The 22531-nt window shown below is 41.2% G+C and carries 24 protein-coding genes; 20 read left to right on the forward strand and 4 right to left on the reverse strand.

Annotated features, from left to right (window positions below; translation table 11 throughout):
• The first annotated feature begins 8 nt into the window (after window positions 1-8).
• On the forward strand, window positions 9-1226 hold the full coding sequence (locus ACZ5AE_RS12080) for an MDR family MFS transporter (protein ID WP_464572574.1): 1218 nt from the start codon (window positions 9-11) through the stop codon (window positions 1224-1226).
• Window positions 1227-1567: 341 nt separating this feature from the next.
• A complete protein-coding gene (locus ACZ5AE_RS12085) occupies window positions 1568-1771 on the forward strand; it encodes a hypothetical protein (protein ID WP_464572576.1) in 204 nt (67 codons plus the stop codon).
• Here the strand turns inward: ACZ5AE_RS12085 and ACZ5AE_RS12090 are convergent.
• Window positions 1768-2013 carry a hypothetical protein gene (locus tag ACZ5AE_RS12090; protein WP_464572578.1) on the reverse strand — a complete coding sequence of 82 codons (246 nt, stop codon included), beginning with the start codon at window positions 2011-2013 and terminating at the stop codon, window positions 1768-1770. The two genes, ACZ5AE_RS12085 and ACZ5AE_RS12090, sit on opposite strands and share 4 nt — an antisense overlap.
• Window positions 2014-2176: 163 nt before the next feature.
• Here ACZ5AE_RS12090 and ACZ5AE_RS12095 point away from each other — a divergent pair, with 163 nt between their 5' ends.
• From ACZ5AE_RS12095 to ACZ5AE_RS12105, 3 genes are read left to right on the forward strand one after another with little or no spacing between them, the layout of a single operon-like run.
• The gene (locus ACZ5AE_RS12095; protein ID WP_464573609.1) at window positions 2177-3760 is read left to right on the forward strand and encodes a spore germination protein; all 1584 of its coding nucleotides are present in this window, start codon (window positions 2177-2179) and stop codon (window positions 3758-3760) included.
• Entirely contained in the window at window positions 3760-4974 is a 1215-nt protein-coding gene (locus ACZ5AE_RS12100; protein WP_464572580.1) for a Ger(x)C family spore germination protein, read from the forward strand. The genes ACZ5AE_RS12095 and ACZ5AE_RS12100 overlap by 1 nt, the downstream gene beginning before the upstream one ends.
• A gap of 22 nt (window positions 4975-4996) precedes the next feature.
• Window positions 4997-6136 carry a GerAB/ArcD/ProY family transporter gene (locus ACZ5AE_RS12105; protein ID WP_464572582.1) on the forward strand — a complete coding sequence of 380 codons (1140 nt, stop codon included), beginning with the start codon at window positions 4997-4999 and terminating at the stop codon, window positions 6134-6136.
• Window positions 6137-6181: 45 nt separating this feature from the next.
• Here ACZ5AE_RS12105 and ACZ5AE_RS12110 read toward each other — a convergent pair whose 3' ends face one another.
• The 3 genes from ACZ5AE_RS12110 to ACZ5AE_RS12120 form a co-directional block, all read right to left on the reverse strand.
• On the reverse strand, window positions 6182-7507 hold the full coding sequence (locus ACZ5AE_RS12110; RefSeq protein WP_464572584.1) for an ATP-binding protein: 1326 nt from the start codon (window positions 7505-7507) through the stop codon (window positions 6182-6184).
• Window positions 7508-7620: 113 nt separating this feature from the next.
• Window positions 7621-8124, reverse strand: coding sequence for an N-acetyltransferase family protein (locus tag ACZ5AE_RS12115; RefSeq protein WP_464572586.1), 504 nt, complete (start codon window positions 8122-8124; stop codon window positions 7621-7623).
• 155 nt (window positions 8125-8279) lie between these two features.
• Window positions 8280-8432, reverse strand: coding sequence for a YpzG family protein (locus tag ACZ5AE_RS12120; RefSeq protein ID WP_464572588.1), 153 nt, complete (start codon window positions 8430-8432; stop codon window positions 8280-8282).
• 249 nt (window positions 8433-8681) lie between these two features.
• Here ACZ5AE_RS12120 and ACZ5AE_RS12125 point away from each other — a divergent pair, with 249 nt between their 5' ends.
• The 15 genes from ACZ5AE_RS12125 (at window position 8682) to ACZ5AE_RS12195 (ending at window position 22524) form a co-directional block, all read left to right on the forward strand.
• Window positions 8682-9854: an acyl-CoA dehydrogenase family protein gene (locus ACZ5AE_RS12125; RefSeq protein WP_464572590.1), complete on the forward strand. Its 1173-nt coding sequence runs from the start codon at window positions 8682-8684 to the stop codon at window positions 9852-9854.
• A gap of 63 nt (window positions 9855-9917) precedes the next feature.
• Entirely contained in the window at window positions 9918-10682 is a 765-nt protein-coding gene (locus ACZ5AE_RS12130; protein ID WP_464572592.1) for a beta-ketoacyl-ACP reductase, read from the forward strand.
• 17 nt (window positions 10683-10699) lie between these two features.
• Complete coding sequence (locus tag ACZ5AE_RS12135) at window positions 10700-11149, forward strand: MaoC family dehydratase N-terminal domain-containing protein (protein WP_464572594.1); 450 nt, start codon at window positions 10700-10702, stop codon at window positions 11147-11149.
• The gene (locus tag ACZ5AE_RS12140) at window positions 11146-11547 is read left to right on the forward strand and encodes a MaoC/PaaZ C-terminal domain-containing protein (protein WP_464572596.1); all 402 of its coding nucleotides are present in this window, start codon (window positions 11146-11148) and stop codon (window positions 11545-11547) included. Before ACZ5AE_RS12135 ends, ACZ5AE_RS12140 begins: the two co-directional genes overlap by 4 nt.
• Window positions 11548-11686: 139 nt before the next feature.
• On the forward strand, window positions 11687-12454 hold the full coding sequence (locus tag ACZ5AE_RS12145) for a class II aldolase/adducin family protein (protein WP_423802068.1): 768 nt from the start codon (window positions 11687-11689) through the stop codon (window positions 12452-12454).
• Between the two features lie 70 nt (window positions 12455-12524).
• Window positions 12525-13436, forward strand: coding sequence for a ketopantoate reductase family protein (locus ACZ5AE_RS12150; protein WP_464572598.1), 912 nt, complete (start codon window positions 12525-12527; stop codon window positions 13434-13436).
• Window positions 13437-13465: 29 nt separating this feature from the next.
• The gene (locus tag ACZ5AE_RS12155) at window positions 13466-15064 is read left to right on the forward strand and encodes a long-chain-fatty-acid--CoA ligase (protein WP_464572600.1); all 1599 of its coding nucleotides are present in this window, start codon (window positions 13466-13468) and stop codon (window positions 15062-15064) included.
• 23 nt (window positions 15065-15087) lie between these two features.
• Window positions 15088-16236 (forward strand): acyl-CoA dehydrogenase family protein, encoded by a 1149-nt coding sequence (locus ACZ5AE_RS12160; protein ID WP_464572602.1) that lies wholly within the window; start codon window positions 15088-15090, stop codon window positions 16234-16236.
• A gap of 30 nt (window positions 16237-16266) precedes the next feature.
• Window positions 16267-17457, forward strand: coding sequence for a thiolase family protein (locus ACZ5AE_RS12165; protein WP_464572604.1), 1191 nt, complete (start codon window positions 16267-16269; stop codon window positions 17455-17457).
• Between the two features lie 15 nt (window positions 17458-17472).
• Window positions 17473-17853, forward strand: coding sequence for a PaaI family thioesterase (locus ACZ5AE_RS12170; protein WP_464572606.1), 381 nt, complete (start codon window positions 17473-17475; stop codon window positions 17851-17853).
• 53 nt (window positions 17854-17906) lie between these two features.
• Complete coding sequence (locus ACZ5AE_RS12175; RefSeq protein WP_464572608.1) at window positions 17907-18281, forward strand: PaaI family thioesterase; 375 nt, start codon at window positions 17907-17909, stop codon at window positions 18279-18281.
• Window positions 18282-18563: 282 nt separating this feature from the next.
• Entirely contained in the window at window positions 18564-19769 is a 1206-nt protein-coding gene (locus tag ACZ5AE_RS12180) for an acyl-CoA dehydrogenase (RefSeq protein ID WP_464572610.1), read from the forward strand.
• 22 nt (window positions 19770-19791) lie between these two features.
• Window positions 19792-20565: an SDR family oxidoreductase gene (locus tag ACZ5AE_RS12185; protein ID WP_464572612.1), complete on the forward strand. Its 774-nt coding sequence runs from the start codon at window positions 19792-19794 to the stop codon at window positions 20563-20565.
• Between the two features lie 48 nt (window positions 20566-20613).
• Complete coding sequence (locus ACZ5AE_RS12190) at window positions 20614-21783, forward strand: thiolase family protein (RefSeq protein ID WP_464572614.1); 1170 nt, start codon at window positions 20614-20616, stop codon at window positions 21781-21783.
• A 156-nt stretch (window positions 21784-21939) separates the two neighbouring features.
• On the forward strand, window positions 21940-22524 hold the full coding sequence (locus ACZ5AE_RS12195) for a TetR/AcrR family transcriptional regulator (RefSeq protein WP_464572616.1): 585 nt from the start codon (window positions 21940-21942) through the stop codon (window positions 22522-22524).
• Window positions 22525-22531: the final 7 nt, after the last annotated feature.

Raw genomic sequence — 22531 nt, forward strand, 5'->3', positions numbered from 1 at the left:
AATATCAAATGCTAAAAGTAAAAAATTATATCAGTCAGTTCCATCCGATTGTTTGGGTATTATTATTAGGAACTGTTTTAACAAGAGGCTCCGCATTCATGACCCTGCCATTTTTGTCTATTTATTTATCAAGGCATATGGAGGTTTCGCCCATTATCATCGGACTGACGGTAGGGATGAGCCCGTTAATGGGGACAGTAGGGGGATTTATCGGTGGACATCTATCAGACCGATTCGGGAGAAAACCGATCATGCTTACTGCTTTATTTATGCTGGCAATTGTTTATTACGGTTTTACCATTGCTAATTCTCAAATCTTGTTCATTCTTCTAAACGCTCTTAATGGGCTTTGTACATCCTTTTTCGAACCAACCTCACAAGCTCTTATGGCTGATTTAACTGAAAAGGCGAAACGTATGAAGGTTTATTCGTTACGTTACACTGCCATCAATATCGGGGCATCTGTTGGTCCGCTTCTAGGAGCCTATTTTGCCAATACATCTGCAAAGGTGTCCTTTGCCATTACAGGCAGTACCTATCTTTTGTATGCAGTGATCTTATTTTGGTTCATGAATAAACTTGTGGTCTCAAATGAAGCTGCTCCAAAGAAAGTGGTTTCTGCGTCAGATGCGTTTAAAATCATTAAGACAGATAAAGCATTAAGATATTTATTAGTTGGAATTATTTTGATTAACATGGGTTATGCACAAATGGACTCTAACCTGCCACAGTTTTTGGAAAAATCAGTGGAGGATGGAGTGGTGATTTTCTCGGGGCTTCTTACCATCAATGCTGTCATGGTTGTATTCTTGCAAATGCCTATCAGTCATATCGCGGAAAAGTTGAGTTTGATGCAGGGAATGGTGTTCGGTGCTGTCTTTATGGCTGCCGGATTAATCGGGTTCAGCTTTATTCAGGGCTGGGTGACTGCAATTATCGCCATGGTGCTATTAACGGTTGGGGAGATCTTGATTTTCCCATCCAATAGTATGATGATGGACAAGCTAGCACCTGAACATTTACGCGGGACATACTTTGGTGCGGGGCAGTTCCGAAAGATTGGAAATTTTCTTGGTCCAATCATTGGCGGATATTTATTAAGCAACCTTCATGGTCAGTTCATGTTTTGGATTATTTCAGTTATAACCCTAGCCAGTATTATTTTCTTTACAGCAGGAAACAAAACGTATATCAGGTCAAAAACAGTCAAGTCAGAGACATTTTAACCGTATACATATTATCAAATATCCACGATTTGGGATTTTTGATTAAGGCTCTTTTCTCAGAGATTGTTGCTTTTAACTATATTGAAAACACCGAGTGGATTGGAGCGAATGGCGCTTGACTCCTGCGGGAAATAGAGGAAAGGTCGAGACCCCGCAGACGGAACGTCGAGGAGGCTCGACTTCCTCCCCGCGGGTTTGCTGAGCGCCTGTAGCGGAAAGGAACGGACAGTGTTATTCCCAAAAACAACAAACTTTACGAAAAGAGCCTTGATTAAATAATAGGATAGATAGTTCTTTTTTTGAATAGGATTAATTAATCCTTTTGAAAAGAGGGTCTATAAATGCTCTGGTTGACGATAGTAATTTTGTCGATTTTCGTGATTGAGGAAACGATTTATTATTTTTGGAACCGATATGTGTTCGGACCAAATCTGAAGCGAAGAGAAAAATGGAGGAATCGGTTTTCGATTTTAGTAACGCTGCTAAGAAGGAAGCATAAAACAACGGATATTACAGAAACAAATAATGAAAACAGCTCGCATTAAGGCGAGCTGTTTGTTTTTTCATTTCTTTTCTTTATAAAATTTACAACGGATTTAATGAAGAAATAGAGGATAAATAAAATGATGATAATATTTTCCGCAGGTTCCATAACCCTAAACGGATTCAGTTCTTTCGTAACAATTCCAGAAAATTTAGTGCCCATTATCATATCTATTGAAATAATTAACATTACAAGGGTTAGAGTGATAAGAACGGATGCGAGTAATATTTTCAAATAGGTCACCTTCTAATAATATTATCGTTATTCTTTTATTAATATCAGTTAGTTATGCTTAACCAATTAATACAATGAAAATTTTGGATAACCCAATTACTTTTGGGCAATCTACCTGATATATCCATTTTGTTCTGATAAGGAGGCGGAAATTGTGTCGATTTTCTCTACCATGTTGAAAAATAAACAAAAAAGACGAAAGAATGATAATGTTAGACAGCACAACGATCCGCAAAAGCCTGAAGAACAACCTATTCATAGGAATTACGAAGAAAATGTTTCACGAATTAAAGAAGAATTAGGAAACAGTACGGACTTGCTGTTCCGTGAGTATCAGATTGGTTGTCATAAAGGAACTATAGTATATATAGATGGACTTGCAAATGGACAGCTTATCAATGATTTTTTTAATGAGACTCTTTTAAATTCAGGATTCAATGGTAATCAAGATCCGTTTCAGTTTTTAATGGAGAAAGCAACAGGTTTAGGGAATTTTCAGATTGCTACTGAATGGAATCAAGTGTTTGATTCTTTTCTTTCGGGAAATACACTCTTTTTTTTAGACTGCTACAACAAAGCAATCAATGTCGAAACAAAAGGCTGGGATAAACGTTCCATTTCCGAACCAAGTACTCAATTATCCATCGGTGGTCCAAAGGATTCCTTTACCGAAACAATTCGAACTAATACTGCATTAATACGGCGGCGGATAAAAAGCCCAAATTTATGGATGGAGTCGATGAAGCTGGGTACCGTTGCCCAAACCGACATTGCCATTATGTATATCAAGGGAATCGCTAATGAAAAAATTATTGGGGAAGTGAAGGAACGGCTAAATCAAATTAACATTGATGCTGTGATGGCGGAAGGTTATATTGAGCAATTGTTTGAAGACCAAACGTGGACACCTTTTCCGACAACGCATCATTCCGAGAGGCCGGATGTGATAGCTTCTCATTTATTGGAGGGGAGAATTGCCATTTTAGTGGATGGAACACCCTTTGTGATTACAGTACCAGCCATTTTTGCACAATTTTTTCAGGCACCGGACGATTATTATGCCCGTTTTGATATATCAACTAGTCTTCGCATTCTACGAATTTTGGCTTTTTTAATTGCTTTGATGGGTCCGGCATTATATATTGCAGCAACAACCTTTCATCAGGAAATGATTCCTACCACTCTAGCCATTGCGATTGCAGCTCAAAGAGAGAATGTCCCGTTTCCGGCATTCGTAGAGGCATTAATCATGGAAGTGACGTTTGAAATCTTACGGGAAGCAGGGTTGAGGCTGCCGAGGGCGGTGGGTCAGGCGGTTTCCATTGTAGGAGCTTTAGTTATTGGTCAAGCAGCCGTTCAAGCGGGAATTGTCTCTCCAATCATGGTTATTGTTGTGTCAATTACAGCTATTGCCAATTTTTCAACACCAACCTTCATGATGGCAATTGCTGCTCGATTGATTCGCTTTGCGATGATGGCATTGGCCACCTTCCTAGGTTTATATGGAATTGTACTAGGGTTAATGTTTATGTCCATCCATTTATGTTCACTTCGTTCTTTTGGGATTCCATATATGATGCCGATTGCACCTTTTAATGCTCAAAATCAGCAAGATATATTTATCCGATATCCTATTTGGGCTATGAAATACCGCCCTAAATTTATAAGTAAGGGAAATTTGGTGCGAGCGGGGGATCATCAGAAACCAGGGCCGCCGAAGCAAGATGATAATCAAGATTCGAAAGGTGAATCATAATGAGAAAAACCATTGTGATTTTTTTCCTTATCGGTTTGTACCTGCCAATTCTAAGCGCATGCTGGAATCAAAAGGAGCTGACAGATTTAGCCTTTGTCATGGCAATTGGCATTGATAAAGGTGAAGAGCGGAGGTTTAAGGTGTCATTTCAAATTGTGAATCCTGGAAATGTAGCTTCCGGACAAGGGGGTGGCGGAGGCGGAGGACAGGGTATGCCAATTGCGGTCTATACAAGTTTAGGGGATACACTTACTGAAGCAGCCAGAAAAGCTACCCTCAAAATTTCCAGACGTCTATATTATGCCCATACCAATTTAATTGCCGTAAGTGAGGAAGTGGCGAAGGATGGGCTCCTTGATATTATGGATGCCCTGGATCGTGACCCGGAATTTAGAACGACCACTGAGCTAGTCGTAGCAAGAAAAACAAGTGCTGAAAAGTTGGTCTCAGCACTGGCTAATCTTGATAAACTGCCTGTCAATAAGATTACAAAAGAAATAGAATCGACCGAAATGTCGTTAGGTGAAAATATGAGCGTAAATATTGATGAATTCATAAACGGCCTTATCAGTCATGGGAGAGAACCGTTTGTAAATGGGTATAAAATTTCCGGCAACCAAAAGATGTCCGGCAAATCTGATGATCTTCAGCAGACAAAATCAGAGGCTGTTCTTGCTTCATCAGGATTGGCTATCTTTAGAAATGGCAAGCTAGCAGGATGGATTGACCGAGAAAAGGCCCGCGGCGTGGTATGGATTATGAATAAGGTTAAAAGCACTTCTATTAATGTTGATTGGAATGGAAAAAAAAATGCCGTCACGATGGCCCCGATACGATCTAAAACAAAGGTCAGCGTAAATATAAAACAAGGAAAGCCTATTGTAAATATAGGGATTGAATTTGAAGGATGGATAAGTGAAGCAAATACAACGGTGGATTTAACAGACCCGAAGGTAATCGAAAAAATTGATAAGTCCGTGGCAAAAGAAATAGAAAAGCAAATTCATTTAACGATAATCGAAGCTCAAAAGAAGAAAAGCGATATTTTTGGATTCGGGGAAAGAATACACAGGAAAAATCCTAAGCTTTGGAAAAAACTAAAGGGGAACTGGCAAGATCGATTTGCTGACCTTGAAGTAGACGTAAAGGTGGATTCTTATATTCGCCGTGAAGGAATCCGGACGAAGCCATTTTGGTTTGATATCAATCAATGAACCCTTAGTGAGGGGATAATGAATGGAAAACGCAAAAATTAAAGCATCTCAGATGTTTGTCCTCGTAGTCCTATTTGAAATGGGAAGCTCATTACTTGTTGGGCTTGGAGCAAGTGCAAGGCAAGATGCTTGGATTAGCATTTTATTAGGACTGGCGGGAGGAGTTTTAACCTTTTTTGTTTATTACCAGCTTTTTAAATATTACCCGGAACTTCCATTGACAAGCTATCTGCAAAAAATAATGGGAAAATGGATTGGCAGAACACTTGCGTGGTTCTATATTATCTACTTTATTTATGTTGCCACAAGAGTATTACGGGACTTCGGAGAGCTGTTGACAACGACTATTTACACAGCTACTCCTATAGTTGTCATTAACTCTTTAATGATTTTGACCATTATTTATGGGATTCATAAAGGATTTGAGGTGATTGCAAGAATTGGAGAGTTGTACTTTGCCTTAATTTATTTTATGGCAATTACCGGAATGATCCTTGTTACAGGTTCGGGACTTATCCACTTTGAAAATCTCAAACCAATGATGGAGAATGGCTTTCAACCTGTACTTCGAACATTTCTAAAAGAAACCCTCGTCTTTCCGTTTGGGGAAATGATTGTTTTTACCATGCTGCTTCCTTATTTAAACAATCCAAAAAAGGTCAAAATCGCCTGTATTGGAGGAATGAGTTTAGCCGGTATCAATATCGCTATTACCGCAGTAGTTAACGTTGCGGTATTAGGCCCAGATCTTTTTGTACGGTCCAATTTCCCGTTATTAACCACAATTGGGAAAATTCAATTAGCAAATTTTATTGAACGGCTGGATGTATTTTTTATGCTTTATTTGGTAATTGGGGGCTTTTTTAAAATTACCATCTTTTATTATGCGGCAGTGATTGGGGCGACCGATTTATTCAAATTAAAGAGCCATCAAAAGCTGAATTTTCCCATCGGTTTTATAATATTATTGGCATCGGTAATGATTGCTACGAATTTTGCGGAACATATCAAGGAGGGGTTATACGTAGTTACCATCTATTTATCTTGGCCCTTTCAAATTATCTTTCCATTATTATTACTAGTTATCGCGTTTATTAGAAATAGAAAGAAGAAACCGAAACAGCAATCGACCCAGCAGCCTAATCAACAATCCAGTCAGTAATAGTATTAGTTGCTTTAGCATATATAGCAAAAAAACAGCCTTGATTTAACTCAGTGAAGGCTGTTTTTTGTTATCATGATGGGATTGAAAATTGCTTGCCTGCATTATTGGGAGTCCAATGTGAACGGATGTTCCTTGATTTTCCTTGCTCTCAAAATGAATGGTGCCATGATGTGATTGAACAATTTTAAAGCTAACAGTCAATCCTAAACCGGTTCCTTTTTCTTTGGATGAATAAAAAGGTTCGCCAATTTTAGCAAGTCTTTCCTCAGAAATACCACAGCCGTTGTCTTCGACAACAATCGAGATCATTCCAGGCTCCATATTTTTAAAAGAAATGCTAACCATGCTGCCATTCCCTGAAGCTTCAATCGCGTTTTTTATGATATTTATGAACAATTGTTTCAATTGGTTCGGCTCACATTCAACCGTCATTTCTTCATTTGGAAAATGGGCTTCAATTTGGACATTATGGTAACTGGCTTCAGAGCTTAGTAATGAAATGACATCATTTAAAAGTTTTTTTACATCCGCATTTGTAAATTGTACGGCCTGAGGTTTCGCCAGCAATAGCAGTTCTCCGACAATGTGATTAATTCGGTCCAGCTCATCGAGCATGATTTGATAATAAAACTGGTGTTTTTCATCCTCGACTTTTAGGAGCTGTACGAAGCCTTTAAGGGAAGTGAGAGGATTGCGAATTTCATGGGCTACGCTTGCTGACAGTTCACCGACTACCGACAGCTTTTCAGTTCTTCGCAGACGCTCTTCCCGTTCTTCGAGTTGTTTTAACATTTCCCTTCTTTCCGTTATATCCCGGCCGATAACAACGAGCCCTTGCCTAGAACCGTCGGAATGAAAGAGAGGGACCTTGATCGTGTCGAAAACTTTTACAGACCCATCTGGAAGGGGAAGAGCCTCTTCTACACGGGTAATTTTTTTATTTTGCCAAGTTTCTTCATCCGAAATCTCGCAATTTCTAAGAGCTTCGGCATAAAAATCCGTATGCTCGGCCAATTCGGAATCTTTTTTGCCCCGATAATCAACATGTTCAAGCTGGAATAGCTGTAAGCCGAAATCATTGGCTTCAATCCATCTGCCATCGCCATCTTTAAAGTTGACGAAGTCCACCATTGAATTAATCAGGGTAGAAAGGCGCTGCTGGTCTTCCTTTGAGGCGTTTAATTCATTCGATTTATTCATAAAGAAATAAATGAATGCACCGGTGACCATTATATAAAAAATTTCCTTAATCCGTGCAATTATTTCTGTATAAGATTCTGGTACAAAATGCGAAACCAGATAGTTTGAACCATAAATCCATATTAAACTAGTAAAAAAGTAGATGATAATCAGCTTTTTATTCTGCATGAAAATCTCCAATTCACCTAACTGGGTATTATATTTTTCTTTAATCTATATTACTAGATAATGGATGATTTATAAACATCATATTCATGGAAAATCAGGCAAGGTTCAAATGTTTAGTAAACTCTTTTGCCGAGGATAAGCAAGTCCCTTTCAATCCCATCTAATTCGGCTACTTTTGGAAGATGAGCCCATTTTTCAAAACCAAAGCTGTTAAAGAGTTTAATGCTTGGATCATTATGGGCAAATATAAAGCCAAGCAAGGTCTTGATGCCAATTTTCGGACAGGCTTCGATCGCTTTTTGGATCAGATATTTACCAAGCTTCTTACCGCGGTAATCGGGATGAATGTATATACTGATTTCAGCAGTGCCATTATAGGCAGGTCTCCCGTAAAAGGATTGAAAGCTTACCCATGCGCAAATATTCCCATCTTGTTCTACTATCCATAATGGCCGAAATTCAGGTGAATGATCGTGAAACCATTCCGTCCGGCTTTCAACACTGATAGGCTCTAAATCTGCAGTCACCATTCTGCTTTGAATGGTTGTATTATATATGTGAACAATATCTTCTAAATCCTTAATTTCTGCATTTCTAATTATGAATTCTTCAAACATGACCTAACACTCCAATAAATTGAATAATTAGCTAGATTTTATGGTAACCCTTCTACCAATCAAAATCAATATCCGTTCGAATATAAAAAGAAAAACCTTTTCCCAGGAATGCTGTCCCGGAAAAAGGTTTCCTGATTCGTTTCACTGTCAAATCCCTACCAGCGGTGGGCTTTGGCATTACTCCTTAAGATGATGTTGTTTTGAGACATTTGCGTTTCGCCATTCACCTGAGATTTCTGACGCTTATGCCTTGTCGAATTTTTTACAAACATATCCGAGTGTGCATCTAAACGCTCTCTGTAGCTCATCAAATCACCTCAAATTAGGATTTTGAAACGATGATATTCGCGATGAATATCATCTTTATCATTTGTTAAGAAAATGAAAAATAGTCTATCTGAAAAAAATTTAAATATAAATTTAAATTTAAACTTGTTTTTTCTGAAATTTCGAAATAAAATAATCTTAAACATACCAACCGGTAGGTATGTAATAAACTAAACCGGCATAATATTAATTGCAGTAAAATACTAGAATCCTAGAATGGAGTGAAGGTCATGCATTTACGTTTAACAGACGAACAAAAAATGGTTCAGCAGACGATTCGAAAGTTTGTTGAAAAAGAACTAATGCCACTAGAAAATGAAGTTCTTAGAAGAGAGCGGGAAGGTAAGCCAAGCCTGCCGGAGGGCAAATTACAAGAATTACGGTTAAAGGCTAAGGAAGCCGGTTTCTGGGGAATTAACACACCAGAAGAATACGGCGGTGCCGATCTTGGACAAATGATGATGGCACTTGTTTACATGGAGGTTTCCAAAACATTCGTACCATTCTCATTTGGTGGTTCTGCTGATAACATCCTCTACTATGGTAATGAAGAACAAAAGAAAAAATACCTAATTCCAACTATTAACGGTGAAAAGAAATCCTGTTTTGCTATGACTGAACCAGGTGCTGGATCTGATACGACAAACATTAAAATGACCGCTGTTAAAGATGGCAATGAATGGGTCCTAAATGGCGAAAAAACATTCATTACTGGCGGAAATGAAGCAGATTTCGTTATGGCCATTGCGATTACTGATAAAGAATTGCATCAAAAAACAAGAGGCCGTGAAGGTGTAACATGCTTCATCGTAGACCGTGATATGGGCTGGAAATCAGAATTTATACATACCATGGGAGAATGGGGCCCAGCCGGATTGGTATTTGATAATGTCCGCGTTCCGGAAGAAAACATTCTTGGCGAACTGCATAAAGGTTATAATCTTGGACTTGAGTGGATTGGCTTTGCAAGATGGGTTGTTGGTGCTAGAGCGGTTGGTACAGCAGAACGTTTATTGCAAATGGCGATTGATTATGCAAAAGAACGCGAGACTTTCGGTAAACCAATTGCAGAAAGACAAGCGATTCAATGGATGATTGCCGATAGTGCTGTTGATATTGAAGCAGCAAGATGGCTTGTGTTAAACGCAGCATGGACACTTGATCAAGGCGAAGATAATCGTCATTATGCATCCATGGCAAAACTTTATGGTGCTAATATGGGTAACCGTGTGGTTGACAAAGTTATGCAGATTCATGGCGGTATGGGTTATACAAGAGAATTGCCAATTGAGCGCTGGTACCGTGAAGCCAGACTTTGGAGAATTTACGACGGAACTGATGAAATTCAGCGCCTGATTATTTCTCGTAACCTGATTAAGGGCCATGTGAAACTAGGTATTTAATAAGCTTATTGTAAGCGTTGTCTGAAAAATAAACTAAACATACGGATGCAAGGAGGAACAAAAATGGCTGGAAGATTTGAAGGAAGAGTTGCGTTTGTCACTGGCGGAAGCCGTGGAATCGGCAAAGGTATTGTCGAGTATTTTGCAGAAGAAGGAGCCAAAGTTGCTCTAATCGACTTAAATGAAGAGGCATTAAGTGAAACAGCTAGCGAACTGAAAGAAAAAGGCTATGAAGTCTATGCGAAGGTTGCCAATGTTGTGGATCCTGAGCAGGTAGAGGCTGCAGTTAAAGAGGTCCATGATGCTTTTGGCCGCATTGATATTCTTGTTAACAATGCTGGGGTAATCCGCGATAATTTATTGTTCAAAATGACTGATGCTGACTGGCAGACAGTCATGGATGTTCACTTAAAAGGGTCCTTTAATGCTGCACGAGCTGCTCAAAAATACATGGTTGAGCAAAAATATGGCCGGATCATCAATATCTCTTCAACTTCTGCACTAGGCAACCGGGGTCAGGCAAACTATGCAGCAGCAAAAGCAGGCCTTCAGGGCTTTACGAAAACCCTTGCAATTGAACTTGGACGTTATGGAATCACAGCAAACTCGGTTGCTCCTGGATTTATCGAAACGGATATGACAAAAGCAACGGCTGAAAGAATTGGAATTTCCTTTGAACAAATGATCCAAGCAAGTGTATCGAATATTCCTGTCGGCAGAAGCGGTAAACCTGCTGATATAGCAAATGCAGTTGCGTTCTTTGCAGATGAGAATTCAGGGTTTGTGAACGGGCAGGTTATCTATGTTGCTGGCGGACCAAAATGTTAATTTAGGAGTGAGCTAAATTGTTCAAAGATCAAATTGGCAAGCGATCTAATAAAGTGAAAAATGCGGTTGAAAGAGGAGCCGTTAAGAAATTTGCCGAAGCAATTGGCGATTTGAATCCAATCTATTTCGATGAGGATGCCGGCAGGCTCTCACGTTACCAAAAGAACATTGCCCCTCCAACTTTTCCAAGGGTATTTGAATATGGGGTGATTGAAGGCTTACACCTGCCTAATATAGGCTTGATTCATGGGGAGCAGTCCTTCCATTATGCGCGCCCATTATTTGTAGGTGAGGAAATTTATTGTTATTCTCAAGTGAAAAATTACTTTGAGAAAAAAGGGAACTTTGGAGAAATGGGCTTCCTGGTTATGGAAAACTGTGGTGAGGATTCAGAAGGAAATGTCATTTTCACTTCTAGCTCCACTGTAGTCATATCTGAAGCTGTAAGGAAGGTGTTGGCGAAATGAGTTCACTTACTCAATTGCAAACCGGTGATTCCTTAAAGGAAATCCAGTTATCACCTGTTTCCAGGATAGACCTGATTAAATATGCAGGTGCTTCCGGAGATTTTAATCCGATCCATACAATTGACGAAGAAGCAAAAAAAGCAAGTCTGCCGGGGATCATTGCTCATGGCATGTGGACGATGGGAAATCTGGCCAAGCTGTTTACGGAATATTATGAAGAAGGCTTTGTCAAGGATTACTCAATCCGTTTTAAAGGTATGGTTTTCTTAAATGACGTGATTACGTTAAAGGCATCTTTAAAGAACAAGGAAGATAATCAGCTTCGCTTCGATGTCCAGGCTGTGAACCAGCAAGGTAAGGATGTAATAAAAGGCGAAGTTGTATACCAGCTATACTAACATGAAAGACAGAATTGCAGATTGAAGCAATAGACCCGGCACGAAAGATGGACTCCCCTCTGAATGCTGGGTTTATTGTTATCGGTTGCTGATTGGAGCTTAAATCACATCAAATTTAAATTTAAAAAGGGATGATTATATGACGGTCAAATTAAAATTAAGTTATAAGCCGCCGGTATTTTCCTCTGTCGAAGAGGAACGCCAGCATTTAAAACAAAAATTGGCTGCTGCCTTCCGTTTATTTTCAAAATTTGGATTTGATGAAGGTGTCGCCGGTCATATTACTGCACGCGACCCTGAATTGAAGGATCACTTCTGGGTAAACCCGTTCGGCATGCATTTCAGCCAAATCAGCGCTTCTGACTTAATTCTCTGCAATCATCAAGGTGAAGTTGTCGAAGGAAATTATCCGGTAAACCGGGCCGCATTCGCTATTCACTCGCAAGTCCATGCTGCAAGGCCCGATATTATTGCAGCTGCCCATGCACATTCAGTTTATGGGAAGTCATGGTCTTCGCTAGGACGCCTTCTAGATCCAATTACACAGGATGCATGTGCATTTTACCAGGATCATTCCTTGTTCGATGATTTTACTGGAGTTGTTCATGAAATTGAAGAAGGCAGACGGATTGGCCAAGCCCTTGGTGATAAGAAAGCCTGTATCCTAAGAAACCATGGTCTTTTAACGGTCGGAAGGTCTGTTGATGAGGCTGCCTGGTGGTTTATTACGATGGAACGCTCCTGTCAGGCACAGCTTCTTGCTGAAGCAGTTGGTAAACCGGTGATTATTGATAACGAAAGTGCCAGCAATACTTATAATACGGTCGGTACTTCCAGTGCGGGATGGTTTCAGTTCCAGCCATTATGGAATCGGATTGTCAAGGAACAACCGGATTTATTAGATTAATCATGTTCTCTGAAGGGGGAAGTGAATCCCTTTCAGAGCGATACATATGGAATATTCAGGGGGATACAGCATGAAAATTGGCGTGGCCGGTACAGGTGCGGTCGGTGGTTATTTTGGCGGCCTTTTAAAAAGGGCGGGTAATGAGGTCATTTTTTTAGCTCGGGGAAAAAATCTTGAAAGAATGCTGGAAAATGGACTGACAATTGAAAGCGATTCCGAATCCTTCACAGTGGAGGCAAAGTTCACCGATTGTTATGAGGACTTTATCGATGTAGATCTGCTGTTGTTTTGTGTTAAGTCAACCAGCACCATGGAAATGGCTGAGAAGTTTACCCACGTATTAAAGGAATCATCCGTGATTATGACTCTCCAAAATGGGGTAGATAATGAAGATGTTCTTGCTTCCGTATTTGGCAGAGGCCGGGTCTTATCTGCGGCTGCATATATACAAGCGGGTGTGACGGAGTCAGGCACTGTAAAACAAATCGGTGTCCCGCCAAAGCTAGTATTTGGAGCTTTACAGGAAGATTTACAGGAAAGACTCAATGTCATTCAAGAGCTTTTTAACAGTGCTAATATTGAAGCCTTTCCAACTAGTGACATTTTAAAAATCAAGTGGAAAAAATTACTTTGGAATGTCACCTTCAACCCGCTGACTGCCTTAATAGAAGCAAAGGTTGGGGCTATTTATGAGGACAAGGGATTAAAAGAAACGGCTATAAAAATCTGTCAGGAAGCTATTGCTGTTGCAAGAGCAGCAGGTGTTGAAATCGAGGAAGACCAATATGAAACGATCATGATGCAAGGGCAGTTTGCCCAAGGCCACCAAACCTCGATGCTCCAGGATAAACTTAAAGGAAAACCGCTGGAACTGGAATCAATTGCTGGTTATATCGTGAAAAAAGGAAAAGAATTAGGGGTGGAAACCCCAATCCTAAATACTATTTATCATCTTTTAAACTTTCAAACGAGAAACGTTTGAGTAATCATGTGCTAAAAGAGGTGTCTGAATTGCAATTACAACACAAACGTCCTTGGCTTGGCCACTATCCTGAAACTGCGGCATCTTCTATAGAATTTCCAGAAATGAGCCTTTACACATTTTTGGATCACACAGCTGAAAAATACCCTGAGAAGACGGCAATTATTTATGAAAATGAAAAGTTGACCTACTATCACTTGAAAGATAAGGTTGACAGGCTGGCAGCTGCTTGGAAAGAGCATGGAGCAGAAAAAGGGGAACGGCTGGGGTTGATGGTCGGAAATCACCCTATTTATGTTGTTTCCTATTATGCAGCCCTGAAGCTTGGGATGATTGTCGTGCAAATCAATCCGCACTATACACCTAGGGAACTGCTAGAAATATTCAATGATTCTGAAACCGCTTATTTGGTAGCTGAGCCGGATGGTCTTGAAAAAATTGTGAATATTTCTGAAATTTATTCATTTAAGAGGATATATTCTACAGGTGATTCAAATTATGCCAATGACACTATTTCGGAATTAATTGAAAATGCCGTTCCTTTACAGGAAACATGTTCAATTTCAGCCAAGAAAGACATTGCAGTTATTCAATATACAGGAGGAACAACCGGTAAAAAGAAAGGTGCCATGCTGACGCATTTTAACTTGATCGCGAATGTGCTTCAGAGCAAGGTTCTTTATGGAAGTAAAATGGTTTACGGACAGGAAATAATTTTGACCGCAATCCCGCTTTACCATGTTTACGGTATGACAAGCGGCATGAATCTGCCAATTTACCTCGGGGCGGCCATTCTCTTAGTAAATCGGTTTGAGCTTGAGAAGGTTCTGGGACTTATTCAAACCTACAGGCCAACTTTCTTCCCGGGAGTTCCAAAAATGTATAATGCTTTTGCTAATTACCCAGGAATAGATCAATATGATTTAACCTGCTTTAAAGTCTGTACAAGCGGATCGGCTCCATTGCCGATTGAAATTATGAAAAAATTGAAGGACCTAACGGGGGTGCCGATTGGGGAAGGTTATGGACTATCGGAAACTTCTCCTACTACTCATCGGAATCCGCCTGATGGCGTAAGCAAAATAGGCAGCATTGGGATTCCTCTGCCAGCTACAGACTGTCGGATTGTTGATGAAAATGGTGTGGATGTACCGGAAAAGACAGTCGGTGAGATCTTAATAAAGGGGCCGCAGGTCATGCTTGGATACTGGAATAAACCAGAAGAAACGGCCCAAGCACTTAAAGATGGCTGGCTCTATACCGGTGACTTGGCAACGATGGATGAAGAGGGCTACTTTTATATAGTTGGAAGAAAAAAAGAAATGGTGATTGTCGGGGGCTTTAATGTTTACCCTCAGGAGGTTGAAGGGGTTTTATATGAACATCCTGCTGTATTAGAAGCAGCTGTAGTCGGGATTCCGGATAAGGAAGCCGGCGAAATCGTCAAGGCCTATATTGTTCCAAAAGCCGGTAAGGAAATCAATATTCAAGAATTAAAGGAACATTGCTACCAAAACCTTACCCGCTACAAAGTACCGAAAGAATTTGAAATAAGAGAATCCCTGCCTCGAAACACAGTAGGAAAGCTCTTAAAAAGAATCCTTGTAGAAGAAGCAAAAAAGGCTTAAAGCATAACGGAGGGGATTTGGTCATGAACTTTGAACTGGATGAGGATATTCTCTTTTTAAAAAAGAATGTAAGAGAATTTATTCAAACCGAAGTCGAAGCGGTTGCGATGCAAATTGAAGAGGAGAACCAAATTCCGGAGAGAATTATCAATATGTCAAAAGGGATGGGGCTTTTCGGTTTAAGTATTCCTGAGGAATACGGCGGCCTTGGAATCGGCATGGTCGGCAAATGTGCCTTATACGAGGAAATCGGCCAGACGCATAATGGCTATACCACGTTAATTGGCGCCCATACTGGCATCGGTTCGGTCGGGATTGTTGAAATGGGAAATGAGCAGCAAAAGCGTAAGTATTTGCCAGAAATGGCAAGCGGTGAAAAAATTGGCGCATTTGCCTTAACCGAACCTGAAGCGGGGTCCAATGCTGCTAACTTGAAAACAACCGCTGTTCGTAAGGGCGATAAATTTATCTTAAACGGCTTGAAGCATTATATTACTAATGCTACTGAAGCGAGCGTTTTCACTGTGATGGCTGTGACCGACCCGTCTAAAGGGGTCAAGGGTATCACCTCGTTCATTGTAGAAAAGGATTTCCCCGGTTTCAGGGTGGGGGCTGTTGAGAAAAAAATGGGCTTAAGAGGGTCTCATTCAGCAGAATTGATTTTTGAAGATTGCGAGGTTCCAGTGGAAAATGTGCTTGGTGAAGAAGGTCGCGGCTATATGAATGCCCTGAAAATTCTTGCCAACGGACGTGCTGGTTTGGCATCCCGCAATTTGGGCTCCTGCCAAAAGCTTCTCGATATGTCAACGCGATATGCCCTTGAGAGAATTCAATTTGGCAAACCAATCATTAGGAACCAGGCAGTCAGTCACATGCTTTCCGAGATGGCAGTAGATATCGAAGCATTGCGTTCGTTTACGTATCGCGTTGCCTGGATGGTCGACCAAGGAATGAAGGTCATTAAAGAAGCAGCGATGCTGAAGTTATATGGTTCCGAGGTCTACAATCGTGTCGCTGATAAGGCCGTTCAAATCCATGGAGGAATTGGGTATATTGCAGACTATCCGGTTGAACGCTTTTATCGTGATGCGAGGATCACAAGAATCTATGAAGGAACTTCAGAGATTCAGAAAAACATTATTGCTGCTCAGTTAGAGAAGGAATACAGCTAAACTATTAATCTAGGGACAGGGGGATTTAGTATGCAAAATGATATTGTCATTTTAAGTGCAGTAAGAACTCCAGTTGGGAGATATGGTGGTACATTAAAAAGTCTTAATTCCGGACAGTTGGCAGCGGTTGCAATTAAGGAGGCTGTTGATCGCGCCGGTATTAAGCCTGAGCAAGTCGATGAAGTGATTTTAGGAGAGGTTAGACAAACGACAGAATCCTCCAATGTAGCCAGAGTAGCTGCGCTTCGTGCAGGGGTTCCGGAAACAGCGCCAGCATTTACGATTAATCGTTTGTGTGCCTCAGGAATGCAGGCAGTTGCTTCAGGGGCTCAGCAAATCGCATTTGGTCATGCAGATATTGTAGTCGCTGGGGGAACAGAAAGCCTCAGTAATGCTCCTATTTACCTAAGAAACACCCGTTTTGGCGGTGATAATCCAAAGCTGGTTGACTCCAATACTGAGGCCGGCCAGCAGCCTAAGGAGACATACGGCAGCGGGCTTGGAATGGGAATAACGGCGGAAAATGTCGCTGAGAGATTTTCGATTTCCCGCGAGGACCAGGATGCATTTGCGGTGGAAAGCCAGCGCAGAGCGGCTGCAGCCATCAGTGAGAAACGCTTTGCGGACGAGATTGTCCCTGTAGAAGTCAAAGGGAAAAAAGGATCCGTTTGGTTTACGGAGGATGAACACCCAAGACCTGAAACAACCATCGAGGCATTAAGCCGCCTAAAGCCGGCGTTTAAACAAAATGGCACGGTTACGGCTGGTAATGCCTGTGGGCGGAATGACGGGGCGGCTGCGCTAGTATTATCATCAGGCAGTCATGCCGAGAAATTAGGCTTAAAACCGTTGGCGCGAATTGTCGATTGGACTGCTGTTGGAGTATCACCTGAAGTTATGGGTATCGGCCCGGTTCCTGCAGTGAAAAAACTCCTTGAACGCACAGGCTTAACGCTTGATGAGATTAGTTTAATCGAACTGAATGAAGCGTTCGCTTCGCAATCACTTGCTGTTATTCGTGAGTTAAACTTAGATCCATCCAAAGTGAATGTGAATGGTGGTGCGATTGCTTTGGGCCATCCGCTTGGTGCCACTGGTGCGAAGATTATGACAACGCTGATTTATGAATTGAAACGCCGTGGTGAAAAATACGGAATTGCCACTCTTTGCGTTGGCGGCGGCCAAGGAATGGCAATCCTGGTTGAAGCAGTTTACCAATAGGAAAGGGCAGGAAATGTGAAATTACCAGTTACGAGATCGACATTTTTTGAATACTTGGGTTTTAACAGTACTAAAACTGACACGTTTCACCTTGATTTGCCGCTTCAGACTATTTTGCTGCAGGATGATGGAACAGTCCATCCTGGCGTTTTTTCCACGATGCTGGATATTTCTATGGGGGCGACAGCCTCCCTGGAAACAAATTCGTTCGCTACGACGATTAACCTTAACGTGTCCTTTTTTGATCTTAGGCCGAAAGAAAACTATCATGCAAAAACAAAAATATTGAATATCGAAGAAAAAGTTATAACAGCTGAGGGAATCGTATTTGGACAGGATGGTGCTGTAGCTGCAAAGGCTATAGGCATGTTCAAGGCGAGTCCGATTAAACAATGAAGTAATTGAAAGGTGGTGATAGGGTGCCCCGACTGGATTGGGAGATATATGAAATGATGGAAAGGAATCCATTTTTTAAGCATATCGGATTTGAACTCGTAAATTCCTCAGAGGAAGAGATTTTGCTGAAGCTTTCAATAAAAAACGACCTGCTAAATACGAATAAAAGCCTGCATGGAGGAGTTCACGCCTCGATGCTTGATACGGTGCAATCAATCGCTCTCCGTTCCCTATATCAATGCCCGGTTACAGCTTTGAATCTGGATGTTCACTATTTTGCTCCAGCAAATACCGGCCATCTTTTTGCAAGGGCTAAACTTCTCCAAAAGGGCTATAAATTGGCTGTGATGGAAGCGGAAATTATTGATGATAATCCAACATTAATTGCCAAAGGAACCGGTACCTATAAGATAGTCAGAAATGCATAGAGAAGAAATTTCCCAATATTATTTTTAAAAAAGTTTCGACTAAAAATACTAGATTAATATAGGGATTTCTTACGGAATGCGTCCTTGTTTATTTAAGAATGATTGCTGAATTATATAGTAATTCGAAAAGCTGCTCGTAAAAAAATTATAAAAATATAATTCTACTATAACAATGAGAAATTTGTCGAAAATATCGAATTGAATATTCGAAAAATTTTTAATAATATTAGGTTATTCGACATACCAACTAGTTAGTATGTAGAAAAAAGAGGAGTGGTAAGGATGAATTTTAGTTATTCCGATAAGGTAGTAAAATTGCAAAAAAAGCTTACTGAATTTATGGAAGAGTATATTTATCCAAATGAACAGCTCTATCATGATCAAATTGATAAAAACGATCCATTTTCAAAGATTCCGCCAATCATGGAAGAATTAAAAGAAAAGGCTAAGCAGGCTGGTTTATGGAACTTGTTTTTACCAGAGAGTGAATACGGTGCCGGTTTAACGAACCTTGAATATGCACCGCTTTGCGAAATCATGGGACGAGTCCATTTTGCGCCAGAAGTGTTTAACTGTGCTGCACCTGATACCGGAAATATGGAAGTATTGGTCCGTTACGGATCTGAAGAAGATAAAGAAAAATGGCTAAAGCCGTTGTTAAATGGCGAAATTCGCTCCTGTTTCTCAATGACAGAGCCGGATGTTGCATCATCAGATGCCACCAATATTCAGGCAAGCATTATCCGTGATGGCGATGAATATGTCATCAATGGAACAAAATGGTGGTCATCGGGCGCAGGAGACCCTCGCTGTAAGATTGCGATTGTTATGGGTAAAAATGATCCAACAGCACCAAAACATGAGCAGCAATCGATGATTCTAGTACCGCTCGATTCTCCGGGAGTTACAATCAAGCGTGTAACGACAGTATTTGGCTATGATCATGCGCCGCATGGCCATGCTGAAATTGAATACAACAATGTTCGTGTACCGGCTTCAAATATGCTTTGGGGCGAAGGGAAAGGTTTCGCAATTGCACAGGGACGTCTTGGACCAGGAAGAATCCATCACTGCATGAGAACCATCGGTGCGGCTGAACGGGCACTTGAACTGTTATGCAAACGCGTACAAGAACGGACTGCATTCGGTAAGAAAATTGCCGAGCAAGGCGTTGTTCAGGAATGGATTGCTGAAGCAAGAATCGAAATCGAGCAGGCCCGTTTACTTACATTGAAAGCGGCCTACATGATGGATACTGTTGGAAATAAAGAGGCAAAAGGCGAAATCGCTATGATTAAAGTGGTAGGCCCTAACATGGCATTAAAGATAATTGATCGTGCCATTCAAGCATTTGGCGCCGCTGGTGTGAGCCAGGACACTCCTCTAGCCGCAAGTTGGGCAAATATCCGTACACTAAGATTGGCTGATGGTCCGGATGAAGTGCATAAGCGCGCTATTGCCCGCTACGAATTGAAAAAATACCGTTAATCGTACTAGGAGGAACAAATAGATGCATGTTAAAGAACTTTTTGATCTAACAGGTAAAGTCGCAATTGTAACCGGCGGAGGCCGAGGCCTTGGCCAGCAAATTGCCGAAGGTTTTGCAGAGGCAGGCGCCAATGTCGTGGTTTGTTCTCGCAAACTAGAAGCCTGTGAGGAAGTAAGTGAAGGATTAAAGAAGATTGGCGTCGAGAGTCTAGCATTAAAATGTGATGTCTCGAACCCTGAAGATGTTAGAAACGTTGTGGAACGGACGATAGAAAAGTTCGGACGCATCGACATTCTTGTCAACAACAGTGGTGCATCTTGGGGAGCACCCGTAGAAGAAATGCCGCTTGAGGCTTGGAACAAGGTAATGAATACGAATGTAACCGGTACATTCTTAATGTCTCAAGCAGTCGGAAGAGTAATGATTGAACAAAAGGGCGGTAAAATCATTAATATAGCTTCTGTAGCAGGCCTGCAGGGGTCAAATCCAAAATACATGAATGCGATTGGTTACAATGCCAGCAAGGGGGCAGTCATTACTTTCACAAAAGATTTAGCTGTGAAATGGGGACACCATGGTATTTATGTTAATGCAATTGCACCGGGATTCTTCCCAACAAAAATGTCAAAAGGTCTTCTTGATGCTGGCGGTGAAGCCATCTTAGAGGGCACTCCATTACGTAAGTTTGGAACTGATACAGATATGAAAGGTGTAGCACTGTTCCTTGCCTCACGAGCTTCAGACTTTGTAACCGGGGAAATCGTCGTTGTAGACGGCGGCTCGCATGTGATGTAAGGAATCATTGGAATCATAAATATAAAAAAGCAGGAGGGGATTCGCTTAATGAAAAGAGATGCTGTCATTGTTTCGGCAGTTAGAACTGCCATTGGCAGGCAGGGAAGTGCACTAGCGAGTGTTCCAGCACATGTTTATGGTGCAGAAGTAATTAAAGAAGCGGTAAAAAGAGCAAAAATCACGCCTGATATGATAGACGATGTAATTTTTGGAAATGTTTTATCAGGCGGTGGAAATATTGCTAGGTTAACGGCATTACAAACGGGGCTGTCAATCGACATTCCGGGTCTGACAATCGACAGACAGTGCGGTTCTGGGATTAATGCTATTAATTTAGCAGCTCAGGCTATCAAATCCGGAGATGGGGACATCTACATTGCAGGCGGAACTGAAAGCATGAGCCGTGCCCCTTATTTAATGGACCGGGCGGAAAAACCGTTTAGTGCAAATCCTCCAAGTTTCCGTAAGTCACAGCTCTCTCCTAAAGAAATCGGTGATCCGCCGATGGGGATTACGGCAGAGAATCTCGTGAAAAAATATAATATTTCGCGGGAAGAGCAGGACGCATTCGCGTACCAAAGCCAACAGCGCATGAAAGTTGCTATGGAAGAAGGCCGCTTTGACGAACAAATCGTTCCCATCACTATTCCTGTTAAAAAAGGTGATCCGATTGTGTTCAAAAAAGATGAGCACCCAAGACCGGAAACCACCCTTGAAGGATTGGCAAAACTGCCGCCAGCATTCCTTCAGGATGGAACAGTCACTGCAGGCAGCAGCTCTGGTCTAAATGACGCAGCTTCGGCTCTAGTCATCATGTCCAGGGAAAAAGCGGAGGAATTAAATTTAACTCCTCTTGCTGTGATTCGCCACTCTGCAGTTGCAGGTGTTGACCCAAATATCATGGGAATCGGCCCTGTTCCGGCTGTTAGAAAGGTTCTTGAAAAATCAGGATTATCCCTAGAAGACATAGACTTAATCGAAATCAATGAAGCTTTTGCAGCGCAAGTAATTGCTTGCAACCGTGAGCTTGAAATGAATATGGAAAAAGTCAATGTTAACGGAGGGGCCATTGCCCATGGCCACCCGCTGGGAGCAACAGGTGCCATCCTCGTCACCAAAGCATGCTACGAACTCAAACGCACCGGTGGAAGATATGCCCTTATTACCGCCTGCATTGGCGGCGGCCAAGGAATCGCAACAATCATCGAGAGCGAATAAAAACAAGGTACTGACTGTAGTGGTACTATCCTAGGTGTCTGACACCAAACTTGACCAAACACCTTATTTTAAGAGATAAGTCAATTTTGGTGTCAGACGCTGTAGCCACATTCAATTACAGCAGGACTTTAGTTTAAATGCTGAAAGGATAAACCGATGAAGCGAAAGATAATGGAGACGGGGATTTTACTATTCGATAAAAATGGTTTTAAGTCAACTTCGGTACAAGATATTGTCCAGGAACTGGGTGTAACAAAGGGTACGTTTTATTACTATTTCAACAGTAAAGAGGAATTATTAAAGGAAATTCATTTGTTGTATATTGAGTCAATCATCAAACAGCAAGAAGAAATCTTGAATAATCCTTTGTATGATTTTGCCAAAAAACTGCATGAGATGATTCTAATGCAGATTAGCACCATTAAAATCGAATTGAGAAGTGCCCGGATATTTACCAGAGAAATGCGCCATTTAAGCAGAGATAATTTTCTGGAAATTAAGGAAAAACGAAGCGCATTTCGTCATAATGTCCAAAAATTAATTGAAGAAGGTATCACAAAGGGAATCCTCCAAAATGGCCGCGCCGATATAATAACAATGGCTATTCTTGGCATGACCAACTGGAGCTATTATTGGTTCAACCCGGAGGGAGAGGTCCCTGAAGAAAAGGTTGCGGATATATTTCTTGACCTTATTTTAAACGGAATAAGCAATGACAGCGTTTACACGCCGAACATCTAGCATTCTT

The organism is Neobacillus sp. S1227, assembly GCF_055385255.1.